The sequence below is a fragment of the Pedobacter panaciterrae genome (assembly GCF_013204795.1).
GTDB classification, from domain to species: domain Bacteria; phylum Bacteroidota; class Bacteroidia; order Sphingobacteriales; family Sphingobacteriaceae; genus Pedobacter; species Pedobacter panaciterrae.
This window is the reverse complement of sequence record NZ_JABMKW010000016.1, coordinates 781,935-802,298: the sequence shown is the minus strand read 5'-3', so window position 1 is coordinate 802,298 and position 20,364 is coordinate 781,935. Positions and strand designations below refer to the sequence as shown.

Annotated in this window: 13 protein-coding genes; 7 read left to right on the top strand and 6 right to left on the bottom strand. The window is 39.7% G+C overall.

Features of this window, described 5'->3' with window-relative positions:
* The first annotated feature begins 6 nt into the window (after positions 1-6).
* Entirely contained in the window at positions 7-1,317 is a 1,311-nt protein-coding gene (locus HQN86_RS11235) for a vanadium-dependent haloperoxidase (RefSeq protein WP_172661057.1), read from the top strand.
* A 79-nt stretch (positions 1,318-1,396) separates the two neighbouring features.
* A complete protein-coding gene (locus HQN86_RS11230) occupies positions 1,397-2,134 on the top strand; it encodes a hypothetical protein (protein WP_172661056.1) in 738 nt (245 codons plus the stop codon).
* 20 nt (positions 2,135-2,154) lie between these two features.
* Here HQN86_RS11230 and HQN86_RS11225 read toward each other — a convergent pair whose 3' ends face one another.
* A complete protein-coding gene (locus HQN86_RS11225; protein WP_172661055.1) occupies positions 2,155-2,802 on the bottom strand; it encodes a DUF1349 domain-containing protein in 648 nt (215 codons plus the stop codon).
* A gap of 65 nt (positions 2,803-2,867) precedes the next feature.
* Here HQN86_RS11225 and HQN86_RS11220 point away from each other — a divergent pair, with 65 nt between their 5' ends.
* The 3 genes from HQN86_RS11220 to HQN86_RS11210 all read left to right on the top strand — a co-directional run bounded on the left by HQN86_RS11220 (position 2,868) and on the right by HQN86_RS11210 (position 7,224).
* Positions 2,868-3,662: a response regulator transcription factor gene (locus HQN86_RS11220; RefSeq protein ID WP_172661054.1), complete on the top strand. Its 795-nt coding sequence runs from the start codon at positions 2,868-2,870 to the stop codon at positions 3,660-3,662.
* 90 nt (positions 3,663-3,752) lie between these two features.
* Positions 3,753-5,324: an ATP-binding protein gene (locus HQN86_RS11215; RefSeq protein ID WP_172661053.1), complete on the top strand. Its 1,572-nt coding sequence runs from the start codon at positions 3,753-3,755 to the stop codon at positions 5,322-5,324.
* Between the two features lie 349 nt (positions 5,325-5,673).
* Entirely contained in the window at positions 5,674-7,224 is a 1,551-nt protein-coding gene (locus HQN86_RS11210; protein ID WP_246269552.1) for a sulfatase family protein, read from the top strand.
* A gap of 73 nt (positions 7,225-7,297) precedes the next feature.
* Here the strand turns inward: HQN86_RS11210 and HQN86_RS11205 are convergent, their stop codons facing one another.
* From HQN86_RS11205 to HQN86_RS11185, 5 genes are all read right to left on the bottom strand, one after another.
* Positions 7,298-8,731: a TolC family protein gene (locus HQN86_RS11205; RefSeq protein WP_172661052.1), complete on the bottom strand. Its 1,434-nt coding sequence runs from the start codon at positions 8,729-8,731 to the stop codon at positions 7,298-7,300.
* Positions 8,724-11,891: an efflux RND transporter permease subunit gene (locus HQN86_RS11200; RefSeq protein ID WP_172661051.1), complete on the bottom strand. Its 3,168-nt coding sequence runs from the start codon at positions 11,889-11,891 to the stop codon at positions 8,724-8,726. Before HQN86_RS11200 ends, HQN86_RS11205 begins: the two co-directional genes overlap by 8 nt.
* A gap of 27 nt (positions 11,892-11,918) precedes the next feature.
* Positions 11,919-13,001, bottom strand: a complete 1,083-nt coding sequence (locus HQN86_RS11195; protein ID WP_048903825.1) for an efflux RND transporter periplasmic adaptor subunit — start codon at positions 12,999-13,001, stop codon at positions 11,919-11,921.
* Between the two features lie 146 nt (positions 13,002-13,147).
* Positions 13,148-13,552, bottom strand: coding sequence for a hypothetical protein (locus tag HQN86_RS11190; protein ID WP_172661050.1), 405 nt, complete (start codon positions 13,550-13,552; stop codon positions 13,148-13,150).
* 101 nt (positions 13,553-13,653) lie between these two features.
* Positions 13,654-14,544 carry a FimB/Mfa2 family fimbrial subunit gene (locus tag HQN86_RS11185; RefSeq protein ID WP_172661049.1) on the bottom strand — a complete coding sequence of 297 codons (891 nt, stop codon included), beginning with the start codon at positions 14,542-14,544 and terminating at the stop codon, positions 13,654-13,656.
* 817 nt (positions 14,545-15,361) lie between these two features.
* On the opposite strand from HQN86_RS11185, the gene HQN86_RS11180 reads away from it, so the two are divergent.
* The gene (locus HQN86_RS11180; RefSeq protein ID WP_216854378.1) at positions 15,362-17,128 is read left to right on the top strand and encodes a hypothetical protein; all 1,767 of its coding nucleotides are present in this window, start codon (positions 15,362-15,364) and stop codon (positions 17,126-17,128) included.
* 66 nt (positions 17,129-17,194) lie between these two features.
* Positions 17,195-20,362, top strand: coding sequence for a SusC/RagA family TonB-linked outer membrane protein (locus tag HQN86_RS11175; RefSeq protein ID WP_172661048.1), 3,168 nt, complete (start codon positions 17,195-17,197; stop codon positions 20,360-20,362).
* Positions 20,363-20,364: the final 2 nt, after the last annotated feature.

Sequence of the window (20,364 nt, the reverse complement as noted above, 5' to 3'; positions counted from 1 at the left end):
AACAGCATGAAGATATACTTGTTTTTATTTATTTTTTGTATTTCTACAGGTGCAAATGGGCAGTGGAGCAAAATTGAAAATGATCCCTTTCCTCTGCACAGATCTCAAAAAGCCCTTTCTGATATTATTGTAAGCGATATATTTTCTCCACCTGTTGCGAGTAGAATATTTGTTTATTCAAACATTGCCGCATATGAAATTCAGGCTAAGAGTAATAGTCAGTTTCAATCCTTAAAAGGGCAATTGAACGGCTTTAATGGAATTCCAAACGCCGACAACAAACAAATTAGCTATTCACTAGCTGCTACCTACGCATATTGGCAGGTTGCAAAACGGCTTGTATTCTCCGATCAGGTAGCTTTAGATAGTTTAAACAGTATCCTTTTGTGGTATAAAATAAAAGGATATCCTGAAATTGTAGTTCAGAACTCAATTTTATATGGTAAAAAGGTGTCAGATTCTATATTAAGGTGGGTTGATCAGGATCAGTATAAAGAAACACGTAAATTAAGACGTTATAGTATTGTTAAAAAAGAAGGTAGTTGGGCACCTACTCCACCTGGTTATATGGCGGCAGTGGAACCTTATTGGAATAAAATAAGACCACTATGTATGAAAACGGCCGATCAATTTAAACCTTCTCCTCCTCCGGCTTATAGTAGGGATAAAAATAGTGCCTTTTACAAAACTGCCGATGAGGTTTATCTAACGGGTAAAAACCTAAATGATGAACAATTAAACATTGCAAAATTTTGGGATTGCAATCCTTTCTTTTTAAATGTAAATGGACATATGAATTATGCAACGAAAAAGATATCACCAGGAGCACATTGGATTTCTATTGCTGGCATTGCCTGCAAACTGAAAACTTTTAATTATATACAAAGTAGTTTTGCATACACGTCTACATGTATTGCATTGTTTGATGCGTTTATTAGTTGTTGGGATGAAAAATACAGGAGCAACTATATCCGGCCGGAAACATTTATAAATTCTAATATTGATGAAAATTGGCAGCCAATTCTGCAAACGCCACCATTCCCAGAATACCCAAGTGGGCATAGTGTTGCTTCAACATCAGCAGCCTATATTCTAACTAAAATATTTGGAGATAATTTTAAATTTCAAGACAATACAGAGGTTGATTATGGATTACCAATAAGAAGCTTTACTTCTTTTGATCAGGCGGCTAAAGAAGCGGCTATCAGTAGGCTTTACGGTGGAATTCATTATAGGCCGGCTATTGAAAATGGCCAAATTCAGGGGAGGGATATTGGGAAGCATCAGACAGAAAAAATTATAATGCAAAAAAAATAATTTAAGAATACAGTCGAGATTCAACCGTTTGAAAGCACCAAGCCAATACCTTATCTTTACAATCTTAGAATTTTGCAGGATGAAAAGATACCTTTTACTACTCTTATTATTCACCGCGCTGTCGGGGTATACACAAAACACGATCAATAACTACAAATACATACTGGTGCCTGAGCAATTCAGTTTCTTTAAAGAAGTGAACAAGTATGGTCTGAACAACCTGACCAGGAAGTTGTTGGAAGAAAAAGGGTTTACGGTTTATTTTGATAATGAAAATTTGCCGGTGGAAATCGCCGCTAACAAATGTAAGGCAATGACTGCAGATCTTACAGAAAAAAAAGGAATGTTTACCACCAGACTTACGCTGATATTAAAAGACTGTCAGGGTAACGTAGTTTTCAAGGGCGAGGAAGGTAAAAGTAAGGAAAAGGATTTTACTGCGGCTTATCAGGAGGCCTTACAAAACGCCTTTATTTCTTTCAATGAACTTCCCTATGCTTTTTCAGGTGATGTCCAGATGGCTGAAAGTGTAAAAGCACCCGAGGTCGTTGCTGCGCCGGCAAATCAACAGGCAGCAGGGGCTGAAACTACCGAGCCATCAGGTACACTATATGCCCAGGTAACGACAACTGGTTTTCAGTTGGTCGATACCACACCGAAAAAAATGCTGACCCTATTTAAAACTTCTGTTGAGAATTGTTTTATTGCCGAGGGTAGTCAGCACAAAGGTATGGTACTAAAAAAAGACGGGAAGTGGTTCTTTGAATACTACAACAATGATAAACTGATTATTGAAGAATTACTGATTAAGTTTTAGTTTCTCATTTTAAAGTAAGGTTATTGATGTTGTTTAAGCCACTCTGCGCGTCGTTGATCGGGAAGATGTTTTACAGAGAAATTTTCAAACCGGGCCTCAAAGCCATTTCCATCAGGAGAGGCAGCCAAAAGGCCAACCATAACAGGAGTATTGTCCTGTAACGGAGCATTGCGGGTCATGATATAGTTTTTATCATCAAAAGAATAATAAATCTCGATAGCATCCAATCTCCGTAATGCCTTAATCCAAATAAAAGGAGGTATCTTGTTAAGTGTGGTCACGCTCCAATCACTCTTTTCATTGGTCACCACTGTACTGATATTAAATTTACCATCCACAAATTCAACCCCGGTTTTAATATAGTTTTTTTGATCAATACGAATCATAAGTCCCATTTGATCGAATCGGGCTTTGTAATCACCTGTTAACTTTACCTTTGTTTCAAACTCGCCACCGTAAGTGCTATAATAAAAAGGCGCATCGTCAACCGTGAAACCATAATGTGATATTCGCCAATAATCAGTTTTGGGTGTTACCTGCATAATTAAGCTGCCGTCTTTGATCTGCCATCGTTCCGGTTCATTATACCAATTCATTTTCTCCAGACTCTGGGCACTGATTTCGCTGAAACTCAGCATTAGCGTAATCGCCAGTAAGGTTTTTTTCATATTTTTCATAGCTTCGAAAGCTTAACTTGTGCACTCCAAATTTACAGTTTGCTAATCTTACACAAATGGCTATAAATAACCATCAATACACCAAAGAGATGCGTGATTTGCTTGACATAAAACTATTTTCTCAACCAATTTCTGGTAAGCTTCAACCTGATCTGCTACTCGATGACGGCAAAATAATCGCTGGAATGTATTCAAAACTAGAAAATGCCATCAGCGTATTGAGTGATATGAGGGCAAGAAAAAGTTATATCTATCCTGGTGGAGTTGCCCGTCAACTTGGTTTTGAACCCACGCGAACAGAAATAAATTCAATCTGGGAAGATGAACTGTTAGCCCGGGTTCATCCTGAAGATCTTCAAAAGAAGTACAGACTGGAATTTAAATTTTTCCAGCTAATTAAATCTATTGACTTAGCTGATCGTCTCAATTACAGTCTGATCACAAGGTTACGGATAAGAAACAGCGAAGGAAAATATGTCATGATCAAACATCGTCTGCTTTACCTTAGCAGTACCAAAGAAGGGGATGTTTGGTTAACCCTCTGTTTATACAACGTGGTGTATGATCATCCTGGATTTGACGTCCCTGAAGGTCTTATCATTAATTCCGGTACAGGTACAATAGTAGATAGTGAGCAGGGACGGTTCGAAGACATACTCTCTATACGAGAAGGACAGATTCTTCACCTTATTAACCAGGGGTTAAGGAGTAAAGAGATAGCCAGTAAACTGTCTCTGAGTATCCATACTGTGAACAGGCACAGGCAGAATATTTTTCAGAAACTCAATGTAAACAACGCAATGGAAGCCTGCAGGGTTGCCGATGCTGCGGGTCTACTACATCGGCCATAGAGAATGGATTAATAAACAAGGGACATTCGGAATGTTTTGGCATGATTTTGAACCGATTTTTCATTATTTACTTATTAAACGCTCAGCACATTGACCAGATCCAGTTTATCAGCAAATGCCAAGTATTTTAAAGACGGGGGTGAGATGGGAGAACTTACCCGGAACTTTGACTGGTCAAAGTCTGTTTTAGGTAGTCCGGAAAAATGGCCGCAAAGTTTGCTGACCACCGTAAATATTATCCTCAGATCAAAGTTTCCAATGTTTTTGTGGTGGGGGAAAGAACTCATTCAGTTTTACAATGATGCTTACCGCCCAAGCCTCGGTAATGAAGGGAAACATCCTGTCGCATTGGGACAAAAGGGTGCGGAATGTTGGCCGGAAATTTGGCCTACTATAAAGCCGTTGATCGATCAGGTTATGGGAGGAGGAGCGTCTACCTGGAGCGAAGATCAACTCATTCCTATCTATCGCAATGGCAGAGTAGAGGATGTTTACTGGACTTTCAGCTACAGTGGTGTGGATGACGAAAACGGAGCCGTTGGCGGGGTATTGGTCATTTGTTCTGAAACGACTAAAAAGGTAAAAGCCTATGATGAAGTTGAACAAGCCAAAAAGGAATTGGAATTTGCAATTGAGGCTGCAGAACTTGGCACATGGGATCTTAATCCACAAACCAATAGGTTTATTGGAAACCAACGGCTAAAAGCTTGGTTCGGCTTGTCTGCGGACGATGAAGTTGAACTGCCTAAGGCGACAAGTATTATTGCTGAAGCCGATCGTCCGCGTGTATTGGATGCCATCGGCGAGGCGATGACTTATAGTTCCGGAGGAAGTTATGACATCGATTATATCATTCAGCCTCCTGACAATCCTATCCCCAGGCATGTACGCGCTAAAGGGAAAGCATTATTTAACACGGATTTGCAGGCTATTCGATTCAGTGGTATATTGCAGGATATTACGGAGCAAAAGAAAGATGAGGTCCGAAAAAATGACTTTATTGCGATGGTCAGTCATGAACTGAAAACACCATTAACCTCATTAAAAGCTTATGTGCAGGTGTTGATGCGAAAAGCGAATATCAAATCTGATGAATTCAGTGCAGCGACGCTGATTAAACTCGATACCCAAGTGAATAAAATGGCAGGCCTTATAAACAGCTTCCTGGATGTCTCCCGTTTAGATTCTGGTAAAATACACCTGGATAAGAAAGAATTTCTGATCAACGATCTGATTTTGGAAGTGCTGGAAACCTTTTTTGCACCTGTTATCATTACCCCCCTTCATTTTAAGCCTGGTCCAGATTTAACAGTCATGGCCGATCGGGAAAAGATTGGTCAGGTAATCAATAACCTGGTCAGTAATGCCATAAAATATAACGTGGGAGGGATGCCCGTAGCCCTGAGCTGCCATAAAGAAGACGGTAAAGCTATAATTTGTGTGTCTGACCAGGGCTTGGGCATAAAAGAAGAGGACCTCCCTCATGTATTTGAACGTTTTTATCGGGTGAATGATGAACAGGGCCGATCCATTTCCGGGTTTGGGATAGGGTTGTACCTCTGCTGGGAGCTAATTCATTTTCATGATGGAGAAATCTATGCAGAAAGTGAGTGGGGAAAAGGTTCTGTTTTTTCTTTTAGTTTACCCTTAATTTCTGATTAATCAATTTCAAGATTGTATCCTTCATTCAACCAATGGAATTAGCCGGCTAAAATTAATCTTTTACAACCTTAATAAACGAAGGCCCAAACTGGCAAACTTTATCTTTGATTCTGTTCCATACTACAAATTTATGGCGATATGGGTATGCGAAAGTTATTCTAAACCGGCAATGTTGTCGTTGGATTAACGATGGTAAATAAAAATCAATTATTTAGGCAATGGTTACCAAAAACAGAAAAAGATTGGACAAGGCTTAACAATAAGTTATATTTCCATTCCAAAAGATTAGGCGGAGCCGGAAGGAATTTGTTTACCTCAGCCTCCTTTTATATAACAATATGGAAATCAAATGAAATTAATTAAGACCTTACTACTCCTTGCATTAGTTAATAGTTGTATGCATCTGTTTGCACAAAAGCAGCAAAGGGGAACTGCGGCAAAACGACCAAATATTGTGATTATCATTTCAGATGATCATGCCTATCAGACCATAAGCGCCTATGGTAGTAAATTGATGAAAACCCCCAATATAGACCGGATTGCAAATGAAGGGGTTCGTTTTGATAAGGCATATGTAACCAACTCCATTTGTGGTCCCAGCAGGGCAGTAATCCTGACTGGAAAATACAGTCATAAAAATGGATTTAAAGATAATGAAAGTTCAGTTTTTAATGGCGACCAGGACTCCTTTGCAAAGCAGTTGCAGAGAGGCGGCTATCAGACTGCATGGATTGGCAAATGGCATCTGGAAAGCAAACCCCAGGGTTTTGATTTTTGGCAGGTATTGCCTAATCAGGGACAATATTTCAATCCGGATTTTGACATGATGGACGGTAGCAAAAAAAGAATTGACGGCTACGTAACCAATGTCATTACGGATGAAGCTGAAAACTGGTTGGATAAAAGAGACGAATCCAAACCATTTTGCCTCGTTATCGGACATAAGGCCACACATCGTGTTTGGTTGCCAGATACTGCTGATCTGGGGCGCTTTGATAAGGTTAACTTTCCGCTTCCGGCCAATTTTTACGATACCTACCAAAACAGAAAAGCTGCCGAGATACAGGACATGTCCATTGAAAAGACCATGCTAATGGGGTATGATCTAAAGATGTTCGGTTCTGATGATAAGGAGAATAAAGATGGTAATTTTAGTAGGATGAACGCCGCCCAGAGTGCTAAAGTTGATGCTTATTATAAGCCTATAGAAGCACAATTTAATGCATTGAAATTACAAGGAAAAGCACTTACCGAATGGAAATTTCAACGTTATATGCGCGATTACTTAAGTACTGCAACCTCCTTGGACCGAAACATCGGGCGCACACTGGACTACCTGGATCAACATGGTCTGAGCAAGAATACTATTGTAATCTATCTGTCTGATCAGGGATTTTATATGGGAGAACACGGATGGTTTGATAAACGTTGGATTTATGAGGAGTCATTCCGTACCCCTATGGTTATGCGATACCCCGGCCAGGTAAAAGCAGGCACTGTTTCCAATCGTTTTGTGATGAACCTGGACATTGCCCCAACCGTACTTGATGCTGCGGGGTTGCCTATCCCAAAAGATATACAAGGCATATCTATGTTGCCTGCCTTAAAAAACCATGCTGATAAAGGCAGACAGGTTTTATACTATCATTATTATGAAAATGGTGAGCATTCAGTTTCCCCTCATTTCGGGATTCGCACAAAGAGGTACAAGTTGATCCGGTTCTATAAGCGTGTAGTAGAGTGGGAGTTGTACGATCTGCAAAAAGATCCACATGAAATGGATAATAAATATGGGAAAAAAGGATACGAAACCATCACTGCCGATTTATATAAAGAGCTAAACAGGCAAATCAATAAATTTGAAGATCAGGATGCGTTGCAAATCTTGAACGAAAGATAAGATCAAGTTATTGATTAAAAGAAAAAAAGCCGGTGTAAAATTTTAGACCGGCTCTTTTTATAAGAAATTGTTGTTATTTCCAACCACCACCAAGTTCCTGATAGATATTGGTTACAGCACTGAGCTGGTTCTTTTTTGTTTCTATGAGTTCCAGTTTTGACTCCAGGGCATCCCGCTGGGTCATTAGCACTTCCAGATAATCTGCCCTTGCCGATTTAAATAAGTCATTGGAGATATCAATAGATTTGTTGAGTGCATCTACCTGGTCAGACTTCAAACGAAAACTCTTTTCCAGGTTATCTATATTCGACATTTGAGTAGAAACTTCTAAGTATCCATTTAAAATTGTTCGCTCATAGTTATACATGGCCTGAAGCTGACGCAAGTTTGCATTTTTAAACTCTGCCTTAATTCCGTTTCTATTAATTAGCGGGCCAGCAAGATCTCCGGCAAGTGAATACAGCATTGATTCGGGCGATTTCACCAGATAAGATGGGTTAAATGCCTGAAATCCGAACGCTGCGGAAATATCGAGTGAAGGATAGAATTCCGCTTTTGCTACTTTTACATCTAATTTTGCAGCAGCCAGCTCCAGTTCTGCTTGTTTAATGTCTGGTCTGTTGGCCAGCAGCTGCGATGGAATACCTGTGCGAACTGCCGGAGGCAAGAGGTTCAGAAAATTGCCATGATCTCTTGGGATTTCCTGAGGGAATCGACCAAGTAAAAAATTGATCTTGTTTTCACCCTCCTTGATCTTTTGAAGAATGTCAAACTCCAAACTTTGAGAATTCAGTACTTCCGCTTTAAATTTCTGAACAGCTAATTCGGTTACCCTGGTTGCTTGTTTTTGAATTTTCACAATCTCAAGGGCATCCTTTTGAAGCTGGATGTTCTGTTTAACAATCTCTAACTGATTATCCAAAGCCAGCAATTCATAATAAGAGTTGGCAACCTCAGCAATCAAATTAGTCAGCACAAAATTTTTGCCCTCTACGGTAGATAAGTATCTGCTAATTGCAGCTTTCTTAGAGTTACGGAGTTTTTTCCAAATATCTACTTCCCAGTTTGCATACACTGCAGCGGTATAGTCCATCAGTGGGTCTGGAGTTTCTTTTCCCGGGGCAATTTCTGTTGAAGCATCACCCGCACCCTGGCTGGTGTACCTTCCTACTTTTTCAACACCCAGACCAAGCTTTGCACCTACGGTTGGTAAAAGCGCTCCCTGTTTAAATTTGATGTCGTTCTTGGCTATTTCAACTTCCTGAAGTGTTATACTCAACTCCTGGTTATGTTTAAGAGCCGTGTCAATCAGATTCACCAAATTTGGGTCGGTAAAAAAGCGCCTCCATTCAAGCGCAGCCATATTGGTGGTATCCCTGTTGTCATTATAAGATTCGGGAACAGATTTGTTTTCAGCAGACTGCATGAACGCAGGGACCTTACAGCTTGCAACGGCCAGGCAAATACCCACCAGGCCAATGCATTTATATATCTTGTGTTTATACATTGTGATCAATTTCTTCAGTTAAAGGATTTTCTTCTTCATTTTTAACAAGAGCATATTTTTCTGAGATTTTGCCGAAGATGTAGTACAATCCAGGTATGATAAGAACACCGAAAACAGTTCCGAAAAGCATACCTCCGGCAGCAGCCGATCCGATTGTCCTGTTACCTGTTGCACCCGGTCCGGAAGCAAAAACCAATGGGATCAATCCGGCAATAAATGCAAAGGAAGTCATCAGAATAGGGCGGAACCTTACGGCCGAACCTTCAATAGCCGCCTGAAGTACTGAGCTTCCTGCCCTGTGTTTCTGAACGGCAAACTCTATGATCAATACAGCATTCTTACCCAGCAGACCGATAAGCATAACCATAGCCACCTGAGCATATATGTTATTCTCTAACCCGAATAATTTCAACAAGAGGAATGCTCCGAAAATTCCGGCCGGAAGTGAAAGAATTACAGGGAATGGTAAAATAAAGCTCTCATACTGTGCAGCAAGGAGCATATACACGAAAACAAGGCAGATGATGAAGATATAGATCGCTTCATTTCCACGGGCAACCTCGTCTTTGGAAATACCTGCCCAGTCAATCGAGAATCCTCTTGGTAAACTGGTTTTAGCCACTTCCGATACTGCATTAATTGCTGAACCACTACTATAGCCTGGCGCAGAGGAACCACTAATCTCTGATGCATTATACATGTTGTGTCTGGTGATCTCTGATAATCCGTAAACCTTCTCAATTTTCATGAAGGCCGAGAATGGCACCATCTCGTCACGGTTATTCTTCACATATAGTTTCAGAACATCTTCAGGTAAGGCCCTGTATTGTGGCAAGGCCTGCACCATCACTTTGTATTGCCTATCGTATTTGATAAAGCTGGTTTCATAGTTACTTCCCACTAATGTAGAAAGCGTATTCATCGCATTCTCAATAGTTACTCCTTTTTGCTGAGCAATGTCGTTATCAATCTTGAGCATGTATTGCGGGAAACTGGCACTGTAAAACGTAAATACCGATGATAATTCAGGGCGTTTACTCAGTTCCTTTACAAAATCCCTGCTCACCGTTTCCATCTTTTTGTAATCACCTGTTCCGGCTTTATCCAGCAAACGCAACTCAAAACCACCAGCAGCTCCGTAACCCGGTACAGCGGGTGGTTGGAAAAATTCAATGGTGGCCCCCGTTACATCTTTAGATTTCTCTTCCAATTCATTAATTACCTCCTGTACAGAGTGTTTACGTTCCTCCCAGCTTTTCAAGTTGATCAGACAAGTTCCTGAATTGGCTCCGGTACCCTCTGTAAGGATCTCATAACCCGCCAAAGAGGAAACGGATTGTACATCTTCCATGCCTTCGGCAATTTTCTGTAGCTTCTCGGCAACTTGATTTGTTCTTTCCAATGATGAACCCGGAGGGGTTTGTATTACCGCATAAAACATCCCCTGATCTTCGTTTGGTATGAAACCTGAGGGAAGGCTGTTGTTTAGTAGCCATATACCAGCGCAAAAGGCAACTAACATGATAAAAGTGACCGCCCGTCTGTTAACAATTAAACTTAACAACTTTTGGTACTTGCCCGAAACCCTGTTGAACCAATTGTTAAAACCATCCAGCACTTTATTAAGCCACGTTTTCTTTTGGGCTTTTCCATGATTATTCTTCAGCATAATTGCACACAGGGCAGGGGTAAGGGTAAGTGCAACCACTCCTGATAAAATAATTGATGTTGCCATGGTAATAGAAAACTGTCTGTAGAATATTCCTACGGGGCCAGACATAAATGCAACAGGAATAAATACCGCTGCCATTACAAAAGTGATCGCAATAATAGCCCCGCTAATCTCGTGCATTGCTTCTTCGGTGGCTTTAAGGGGCGAAAGATTCTTTTCTTCCATTTTGGCATGGACTGCTTCAATTACTACAATGGCATTATCTACCACAATACCTATTGCCAGCACCAGAGCGAATAAGGTGATGAGGTTAAGTGTTATCCCAAAGAATTGCATAAATACAAAAGTTCCTATAAGAGATACCGGTACTGCAATGGCTGGGATTAGTGTTGAGCGCCAGTCGCCAAGGAAAAGGAATACAACCAATCCTACAAGAATAAATGCCTCTACAAGGGTGTGTATTACTTTTTCAATAGAAGCATCCAGGAATTTGGATACATCATAACTGATCTCATAATCTACACCTTTAGGAAATGAGCTCGATTTGATTTCCTTCAGTTTAGCTTTTATGTCCTTGATTACCTGGCTCGCATTACTTCCATAAGATTGCTTTACAACTATAGCAGCCGAAGGTCGGCCATTAAGATTGGAATAAAGATCGTAATATGAACTTCCAAACTCCACATCAGCTACATCCTTCAGGTGAAGTATCTCTCCTTTTGTGGATGATCTTAGTATGATGTTCTCATATCCCTCTTTGGTACTAAACCTTCCGGGATATTTTAATACATATTCAAATGCCTGAGATCTTTTACCGGAGCTTTCTCCGGTTTTACCTGGCGAAGCTTCCAAACTCTGCTCGTCAAGTGCTTTTAAAACTTCATCGGCTGATATCTTGTAAGCCAGCATACGGTCTGGTTTTAACCATACCCTCATGGCATATTCGCGGTTACCAAGGATATCTGCAACTCCAACACCATCAACTCTTTTTAACTCTGATAATACGTTGATGTCGGCGAAGTTGAAAAGAAACTTCTGATCCATATGCGGGTCTTTACTGTACAGGTTGATGTACATGAGCATATTAGACTCTTCCCTCGTAATCTTTACACCTTCACGCACCACCAAAGGAGGTAGTTTATTGATAACAGAAGCTACACGGTTTTGAATATTTATTGATGCCTGGTTGGGGTCGGTACCCAGATTAAATACGGCCTGTATGGTGGCTTCACCATCATTGCCGGCATCTGATGCCATGTATTTCATTCCTGGAACACCGTTAATCGCCCGTTCCAGCGGAATGATTACTGATTTGATCATTAGTTCACCATTTGCTCCCGGATATTCCGCAGTGATGTTCACCTTTGGTGGAGAAATGGAAGGGAATTGTGTTACCGGTAATTGGGTGGTAGCCAACACACCCAGAAATGTAATAATGAGCGATATTACTATAGACAGGACTGGCCTGTGTATGAATTTATTAAACATAGAATTACTTTTTTAAGGATGGAATTACTATTCCGTTTTCAATTGCAGACGGGAAATAACTTCCTTGGGTGCTATAAATTCATATTTGATTTTATCATCATCTTTAACCTTTTGTACACCTTCAAGTAGGATTTTGTCATTTTCAGACAGAGTATTTCCTACAACATACAAGTCAGGCATTCTGCTGCTGATACTAATATTCCGCGATCTCACTACTCCATTCTTGTCAACCACAAAAACATATACTTTGTCCTGAATTTCGTAGGTTGCTTTTTGAGGGATTATTAATGCACCTTTAAGTGGAACTGTCATTTGAACTTTACCTGTCTCGCCATTTTTTAAAAGCTTGTCAGGGTTTGGGAATCTTGCCCTGAAAGCGATGTTTCCTGTTTCATTATCAAATTCACTTTCAACGGTTTCTACCTCACCTTTATATTTCAAGGGTTGGCTATTAGCCAAAAGCAGGCTTACCTTGTTGTCGCCGCGACCTTTGATATTAGTCTGATAGTCCAGATACTCCGGTTCAGATACATTAAAGTAGGCAAACATCTGGCTGTTATCAGAAAGGTTAGTCAATAATTCACCTTCGTCAACAAGACTTCCCAGTTTCAAAGGAATGCGATCAATGGTGCCATCAAATGGTGCTTTGATTTCAGTGAATGACAGGTGTAGTTTTGCTAGCGCCACTTCAGCTTTAGCCTGATCAAGTTTAGCTTGAGCCATTGTCAGCTCATTTTTTGAGACTACATTTTTATCAGCCAGAGTTTTGGTATTCTGTAATTCTATCTCTACAGATTTGGCTTCAGCCTGCGCTTTCATTAACTCTGCTTCGTACATTTTTGGCATGATCCTGAACAAGAGCTGGCCCGCTTTTACAGATTGACCTTCGTCAACATAAATGTTCTGCATGTATCCTTTTTCTTGTGCCCTAATCTCAATGTTCCTTACAGATTTTATTTGTGAAACATATTCCTTGGTAAATGAGGTGTCAATTTTTAAAGGAGTAGTAACCGCATACTTGCTGATTTCTTCCTTTTCTTTTTTTTCAGATGTACAGCTTGTATGGCATAATATAACGCCCAAGCCCATGAGCATTGCAATTCTCTTCATAGTATGAATTAATTATTAATCGATTTGATGATCAGGAATCAGAGATTCCCTGAAATGAGAAATAGCATCAGTTACCGGGTATGAAACCAGAATTACCTCTACGGGCATGTATGATCACGACTTCGATAACTGAAGCGTATTGTTGATCATATTTTTAGAACTCTTTGTAGAATGTATTTGTAAGAAGAAGTGTAGGAAAGGTGCTTGCAAAAAGGCAAGCGGTTTTTGAAATAAGCGTTGGAATAAATTAAAATAGAAGCATAGGTAAGTGTTGCAAAGTACTTGGCAGGCAATACGGATTTCCTGACAGATACAAGATCATCATCTTCGTCTTCAACACTGATGAAGTCTTCTTTTTTATCACCTATGGTACTGGTTTTAACTTCTGAAAGGCCCTGACTGGCAATCACAAGATTTGTTTGTTGCGATTTTTCAACCTTTTGAACACCAGAATAACTGCTTGTGCTTTGATGAGTGCCCGCATAAACGTGATTTGATCCTCCTAAAAGGAAGAAACACAGGGATAGGAAGAATACAACAGCAGTTTTCATATTCGGCCACAAAAATAGTATTAGCCTTGAAAGTTAACGTAACCTAACTCTTTTTAACTGTCAAAATTGTGTCAATAATTTTCTTCCTATCTATGTAGTACTTAAAAATGAACAACAGTAGTGTCAACCAGCCACTTATCGTTAATGGTAACTTTAAAACTGGTTGATGTAGAAGGGACTAGTAGTTTGCCTTTCACAATTGTACGCTTGTTTCTGTAAATGGGTACACTCAGGGTTTTTCTTACACCACCTCCAGATATCTCAATTAGAATAGGTCTTTCCGTACTCAGAATATAAATGCTGATTGGGCCATTTGCATTGCTTACCTCGTAACCCGCATTATCATCAATACGGCCGAAGGTTTTTTGATCTTTCAATGTAAAACCTGTTGCTTCGAAATTAACATCAACGGTGAACTCAGGTACATCTTCCACAAGTACTTCCAGTTTGCCAACAACCCGCTGCATGGTAAGGTTTATTGTTTGGTTTCCATCGATGCTTATTACTGAAGATTTTGCATAAAAAGTATCATCTGTTTTATAATGCTTATCAGCCATTGTTGGGTTAGGTTGCCAATACTGCATGTTTGCCTCGGCAAGAGGTAATAGTATAGGAACTTCGTTGTCCCGGTAATACTTATTGATCCCAAAAAGTGATTTGGAGCCAACCGCAATAAATATATAATTACCAACAGGCAAATCGAAATATATTTCTCCCATGCCAGGCAAATTGCTGGTTTGAGTTGATCTATAATATTCATTTCCGGTGTCAAAATTAAATATGATAAAGGTCAATTGATTAACTAAATTTTCTATGGGCGTAACTAATGTTGTTTCAGTGCCACCATCTAAGCCTGTTTTTCCATTCTCAACAGAGAGACCAACTTTATAGGTTGTTTTATTTGGTTCGGGAACTTCTTGTCCAGCTTTTTTACTGCATGCTGATGACAGCAGGATGAAAGTAATTGAAGAGATAAACGCTAATTTTTTCATGATCTTTTTTAAGATGAAAATACCCAACATTTAATGAAAAGAAATGGAACTTTTATGATTGTGTAGCAAAGTGTATAAATATCACATAACCTGTATAACCTGTTATTTATCGCAGTTTAAAGATCGAGAATTACCATTCAATAAGTTTGCTGTATAATCTGAACGTTTTCAGATTAAATTGGTGCTATAAAGAACGCAATTATGATTAACAAAGATTTGTATTACACTCAAACCGAGGCTTGCAGTGTTTTAAGAATTTCTCTGAAGAAATTTAAGAGCATTGTTAAAAATAATAAACTCCTTATTTATAGAAGTTCTGAAACTTCAAATTCCTATGTGAAAAAGAGAGATTTTCTGAACGCAATGTTGAATGGGATATAGCTAAAGAATTCTCAAGTCTAATCCATTTCAAAGGGTTTAAGAAGCCTGTTCAGCCAAAGGAAGTGGATCTTTCAAAAGGAGTATTAACTCAAAATACAGGATATAACTAACAGACAGTATTTTCCTTAAACTATTAAAACGAGTATCTTTATCATATGGACACTCGTTTTTTTATGCCTATCAATGTCGTAGTTATATAATCGGCATTACCGGTATAATTATCTAAAAAAAGAAATTCTTTTATAAATAATTATTCTCTTCCTAATAGGATTTAGCATGTATTTGTATTCATAATTTAATATTTAAGAGCCTGTAGGTGCAGGATGCCAGTCAGTATAGTACAGGTTGCTGCTCGATGAAACTATTAATATTATTGAAATAGCAACCAATAGTTTTCCCTCGAAAACGATTGTGCCTAACCAAATATAGATTTATTATGAGCTTTAATATCAGATCCTCTGCTGGTCTTTTATTGGTGCTGTGTGCCACTGTAACAAATGTTTTCTCACAGAAGCCGCTAACCAATTATACTGCAACATTGCCAGCCACAGATGCATTGGGCAGAAAACTACCCATATTTAATGAAGTAGGCAAAGAGAAAAGCGACAAATTTATTGGCCTGTTCTATTGGACATGGCATTATGCTCAAGCCAAGCTGAAACCAAATAATACGACTGCCTTTTTACAGAAACATCCCGACGCGCTTTACGATTACAAGCATCCGGCATGGCCACAAAACATCATGAATTTCTGGAATGAACCGCTGTTTGGTTATTACGTAAATACGGACAAATGGGTGCTTTGGAAGCATGCCGAAATGCTGGCTGATGCAGGTGTTGATATGATTATGTTTGATTGTACCAATGGAGATCTGGTGTGGAAGCCTGCGTATATGGCATTGTGTGAAGTGTTTTCAGAGGCTAGAAAAAATGGTATCCGTACCCCTCAGATCGCTTTTATGATGGGCTTTGGGGCATCAAAAGATACCAAAAGTGCCATCAGCCAGGTTTATAACGACCTATACAAACCAGGCCTTTATAAAGACTTGTGGTTTCAATGGAAAGGTAAACCCTTAATTATGGCTTACCCGGATAATATTGATCCCGAGATTAAGCACTTTTTTACTTTTCGTCCGGGACAACCGGTTTACAACAAAGGACCTGAACGTAAAGATCATTGGGGATGGCTGGAGATATATCCTCAGCATGGCTTCGTAAAAAATGATGATGGAAGCTTTGAACAAATGACCGTTGGCACATCTCAAAACTGGACCAAGGAAAATGGTTTAAATCCAATGAACGCGAAAGGTGCATTTGGAAGAAGTTACACTAACAAAAATGGGCAAAACACAAATAAGGATGCTCATCAATACGGGCTGAATTTTCAGGAACAATGGGACTATGCTTTAAAGCAAAACGTTGAACTGGTATTTGTTACCGGCTGGAACGAATGGATAGCCGGTAGATATGAAACTTGGCAGGATCAGCCAAATGCCTTTCCCGATCAGTTTGATACAGAACACAGTAGAGATATAGAGCCTATGAAAGGTGGTCATCAGGATAATTACTATTACCAGTTAATCGCTAACATCCGCCGCTTTAAAGGGATGCCTGCTCCTGAAAAAGCCTCTGCAGCAAAAACGATCAGCATGGATGGGAAATTCGATGAATGGCTTAACGTTAGGCCGGAATTTCTGGCTCATAAGGGAAATACCATCCATCGCGATGCCGATGGCTTTGCAGGTACACATTATACAAATACGACTGGGCGAAATGACATTGTAAAAGCCAAAGTAGCAAGAGATAACAAGTATGTCTATTTCTATGTAGAAACAGCAGATAAGCTTACCGATCACAAAGATCCCGCATGGATGCGCCTGTTTATAGATATTGATAGGGATAAAAAAACAGGATGGGAGGGATATGACTTTGTTGTGAATCGAAAATCTCCTGATCAAAAGGCTTTTTTGGAAAAATCCACAAAGGGATGGAATTGGAAACAGGTAGCCCAAGTCGATTTAAACTACATCGGTAATCAGCTTGAAATCCGTATTCCGAGAACATTCCTAACCTTAAAAAACACATTAAATTTTGAATTTAAATGGTCTGATAACATGCAGACTGATGGTGATATTATTGATTTCCTGATCAATGGAGATGTTGCACCCTCGGGAAGATTTAATTATCCCTATAAAGAAGACTGACACCAACAAAGCACACCTGAAACCTAACCTAATAAATCCAAATCAAACATTTCAAAAATGCTCATTATGAGGAAAAAACGACTATTCTCAAAGCTCTATTGGACTCCTTTGCTATTACTGGCAATATGTAGTTCACTTAATGCTTTCTCACAGGAACAGATCACTGTCTCCGGAAAGGTATTGGATTCACTGGATCTTGGTCCCTTACCCGGGGTCACTGTTACGGTTCAGGGATCTAAGGTGGGTACCCAGACAAATGAAAACGGGACTTACACTATTAAAGCGCCGTCAAATGCCATATTGGTATTTGCATACATAGGATATATTCAAAAGAAAATAGCCATAAATGGAAAATCAGCAATTAATGTAACTCTGGTAAATTCCGATGAGAAATTGGATGAAGTGGTAGTAGTAGGATATGGTCAACAGAAGAAAATTTCGGTAACAGGGGCAGTTTCTTCGGTCTCCTCCAGGGAACTTAAACAAAATTCTTCTGCAAGTCTTGCTAATGCATTGGCGGGTAAATTGTCGGGCTTAACATCCATTCAGTCTGGGGGTGGCCAACCGGGACGTGACGATGCAACTATGTATCTGCGTGGCGCCGCAACAACTAATACTAAAAGCCCTCTTATTCTAATTGATGGAGTTCCCCGTGATAACATACGGACCATTGACGCTAGCGAGGTCGCAACTATTTCCGTATTGAAAGATGCATCAGCAACGGCAGTATTTGGTGTTAGAGGAGCAAATGGGGTTATCCTTATTACCACCAAACGAGGTACGGAAGGTAAGCCCGAATTATCTGTCAATTTAGATCAGAGTTATTCATCATTTACTCGGGAACCAGAAAGGCTGCACTCTATAGACTATATGAAGCTAAGAAATGAAGCTTCTAAAAACGACAACATATCGCCACTTCCTTTTAGTCAGGAAACCATGGATAAATACCTAAATCCTTTGGCAGGCTTAGATCCAAATGATCCCGACTATGCACAAAAAGCGGCAGTTCGAAAATACATGTATCCGGATCATGATTATTATCGTGAGTTTATATCCCGTTATTCACCGCAAACAAGAATTAATACCAGTGCAAGCGGGGGAACAGAAAGGGTATCCTACTTTGTAAACGCCGCATATCTTAATCAAGGGGGTAACCTTAAAACTGAGCCTAAACCGGTATTGGGTTATGATCCTTCCGCAAAAATGGATAGGTTTAATTTTAGGGCCAATCTGGATTATAAAGTCACGAACTCACTAAAGTCATTTTTAAATATAGGTAGTTATATAGAACAGGTTAATATGCCTTCAGCATGGTTATATGGCGGAGGTGATACGAATTGGATGATGAGAGATTTATTGTATCAGGCCCAAACCATTTTGCCGATTACGCCGGGACCAACAACCATAGGTGGCTTTGGAATAGCGCCAGGTCAAATAGTAGATCCGGGATACTTAGACCGTTCTGCCTTTGAAATTATGAACAGATTTGGATATCGTAACGAAGTTAGATCTAACCTGAATTCCACTTTAGGGCTCGATTGGGATTTAAGTAGTTTCGTTACCAAAGGGCTAAGTGTTAAAGGGATGATCTCTTATGATTCTAAATCAACTACCGCTACCCAAGGCAAGAAAAGCGAGCGTCTTTATCTTGCCGAAGTTAACCCGGAAACTAATCAGTTAAGTTATGCGGTTAAACGTCCCGATGAAGAATTGCTTTCATTAACTAAGGGAGCAGATTCCCGTTATAATATCAATATGCAGGCCTCGGTTAATTATGCCCGAACATTTGCTGAAAAGCATGAGGTTGGTGCAATGATCCTTGGTCAACGCGATTATTGGGAAACCCCGGGTGGTGATATTCCTTTTAACGTATTAGGTATAGCAGCCAGGGCCACGTATGCTTATGACAATCGCTATCTGGCAGAATTTAACATGGGATATAATGGTTCTGAACAGTTTGCGCCAAACAAACGCTTTGGCTTTTTCCCTGCGGCTTCAATTGGATGGATTCTAAGTAATGAGCAATTCCTAAAAAATAATAAGACAATTACCAGCCTAAAATTACGTGCATCTTATGGTAAAGTAGGCAACGATCAAATGGGCGGTTACAGGTTTCTTTATCAAAGTAATATCACCGTTGGCGGTGGCCCACTTGGCAGCCTTGGAGGTGGAATAAATCAGGCTCTTCTGGCTAATCCAAATCTAACCTGGGAGGTCGCTGTAAAACAAAACTATGGTATAGACCTACAATTATTTAAGGATTTAAGTGGTTCCTTCGATTATTTTGTTGAGAAAAGAAGCAACATTCTGATCGAGCGTAACACTGTGCCTGAATTTCAAGGCGTACCCTTAAATTTTATTCCAAGAGTAAATATGGGATTGGTCGATAATAAAGGATATGAAATTGAGCTAACCTATAATAAATCACTCGCAAAGGACCTTTCTTTAATGGTTAAGGGAAATTATGGATATAACCATAACGTAGTTAAATTTATAGATGAACAGATCCGTGATGAATCTTACGCAACAAGATATAGATCTACAGGGTACTCGATTGGTCAAACCCTTGGATACAAAATAGATTACAGCAACGGAAATGGGTATTTCAATTCAAAAGAAGAGCTCGATAATTATCTTGCGCATACCACTTATGGTTTCGGTACGCCAAGAGTTGGCGATTTTAAGTATGTAGATGCTAATGGCGATGGAGTAGTGAATGATAAGGATCAGGTGGCCATTGGCTATAGCACCATACCCAGGGTTGCTTACGGTTTTACATTGGGCCTTAATTATAAAGGATTTGAATTTACAGCATTCCTGCAAGGTGTAAGCAAGTACTCCAATAATTATTCTGATCAGGGAGTTTATGAAACTATAAAACTGGGTACTTATTTCGATTATCATAAAAATGCATGGACTCCGGAGCGATATGCGAACGGCGAGAAGATTACTTATCCGGCATTAAGCACATTGAACAATACGAATCACACGGCCAATGACTTCTTCATTATGGACCGTTCATTTATTCGTCTTAGAAATGTGGAATTAGCCTACACACTTCCCCTGGGAATCCTTAATAAAATTGGAGTTCAAAGATTAAGGGTTTACGTAAGCGGACAAAATCTTTATACCTGGGATCATTTAAAAATGGGCCATTTGGATCCTGAGAACAATGATCCTCTCGGATACCCTGTAACCAAAATGGCAAACTTTGGTTTAAATGTTACTTTCTAATC

Excerpts from the sequence above, each read along its gene's own strand:
- HQN86_RS11235 (WP_172661057.1), top strand. The coding sequence starts at position 7 with ATGAAGATATACTTGTTTTTATTTATTTTTTGTATTTCTACAGGTGCA.
- HQN86_RS11230 (WP_172661056.1), top strand. The coding sequence starts at position 1,397 with ATGAAAAGATACCTTTTACTACTCTTATTATTCACCGCGCTGTCGGGG.
- HQN86_RS11225 (WP_172661055.1), bottom strand. The coding sequence starts at position 2,802 with ATGAAAAAAACCTTACTGGCGATTACGCTAATGCTGAGTTTCAGCGAA.
- HQN86_RS11220 (WP_172661054.1), top strand. The coding sequence starts at position 2,868 with ATGGCTATAAATAACCATCAATACACCAAAGAGATGCGTGATTTGCTT.
- HQN86_RS11210 (WP_246269552.1), top strand. The coding sequence starts at position 5,674 with ATGAAATTAATTAAGACCTTACTACTCCTTGCATTAGTTAATAGTTGT.
- HQN86_RS11205 (WP_172661052.1), bottom strand. The coding sequence starts at position 8,731 with ATGTATAAACACAAGATATATAAATGCATTGGCCTGGTGGGTATTTGC.
- HQN86_RS11200 (WP_172661051.1), bottom strand. The coding sequence starts at position 11,891 with ATGTTTAATAAATTCATACACAGGCCAGTCCTGTCTATAGTAATATCG.
- HQN86_RS11195 (WP_048903825.1), bottom strand. The coding sequence starts at position 13,001 with ATGAAGAGAATTGCAATGCTCATGGGCTTGGGCGTTATATTATGCCAT.
- HQN86_RS11190 (WP_172661050.1), bottom strand. The coding sequence starts at position 13,552 with ATGAAAACTGCTGTTGTATTCTTCCTATCCCTGTGTTTCTTCCTTTTA.
- HQN86_RS11185 (WP_172661049.1), bottom strand. The coding sequence starts at position 14,544 with ATGAAAAAATTAGCGTTTATCTCTTCAATTACTTTCATCCTGCTGTCA.
- HQN86_RS11180 (WP_216854378.1), top strand. The coding sequence starts at position 15,362 with ATGAGCTTTAATATCAGATCCTCTGCTGGTCTTTTATTGGTGCTGTGT.
- HQN86_RS11175 (WP_172661048.1), top strand. The coding sequence starts at position 17,195 with ATGAGGAAAAAACGACTATTCTCAAAGCTCTATTGGACTCCTTTGCTA.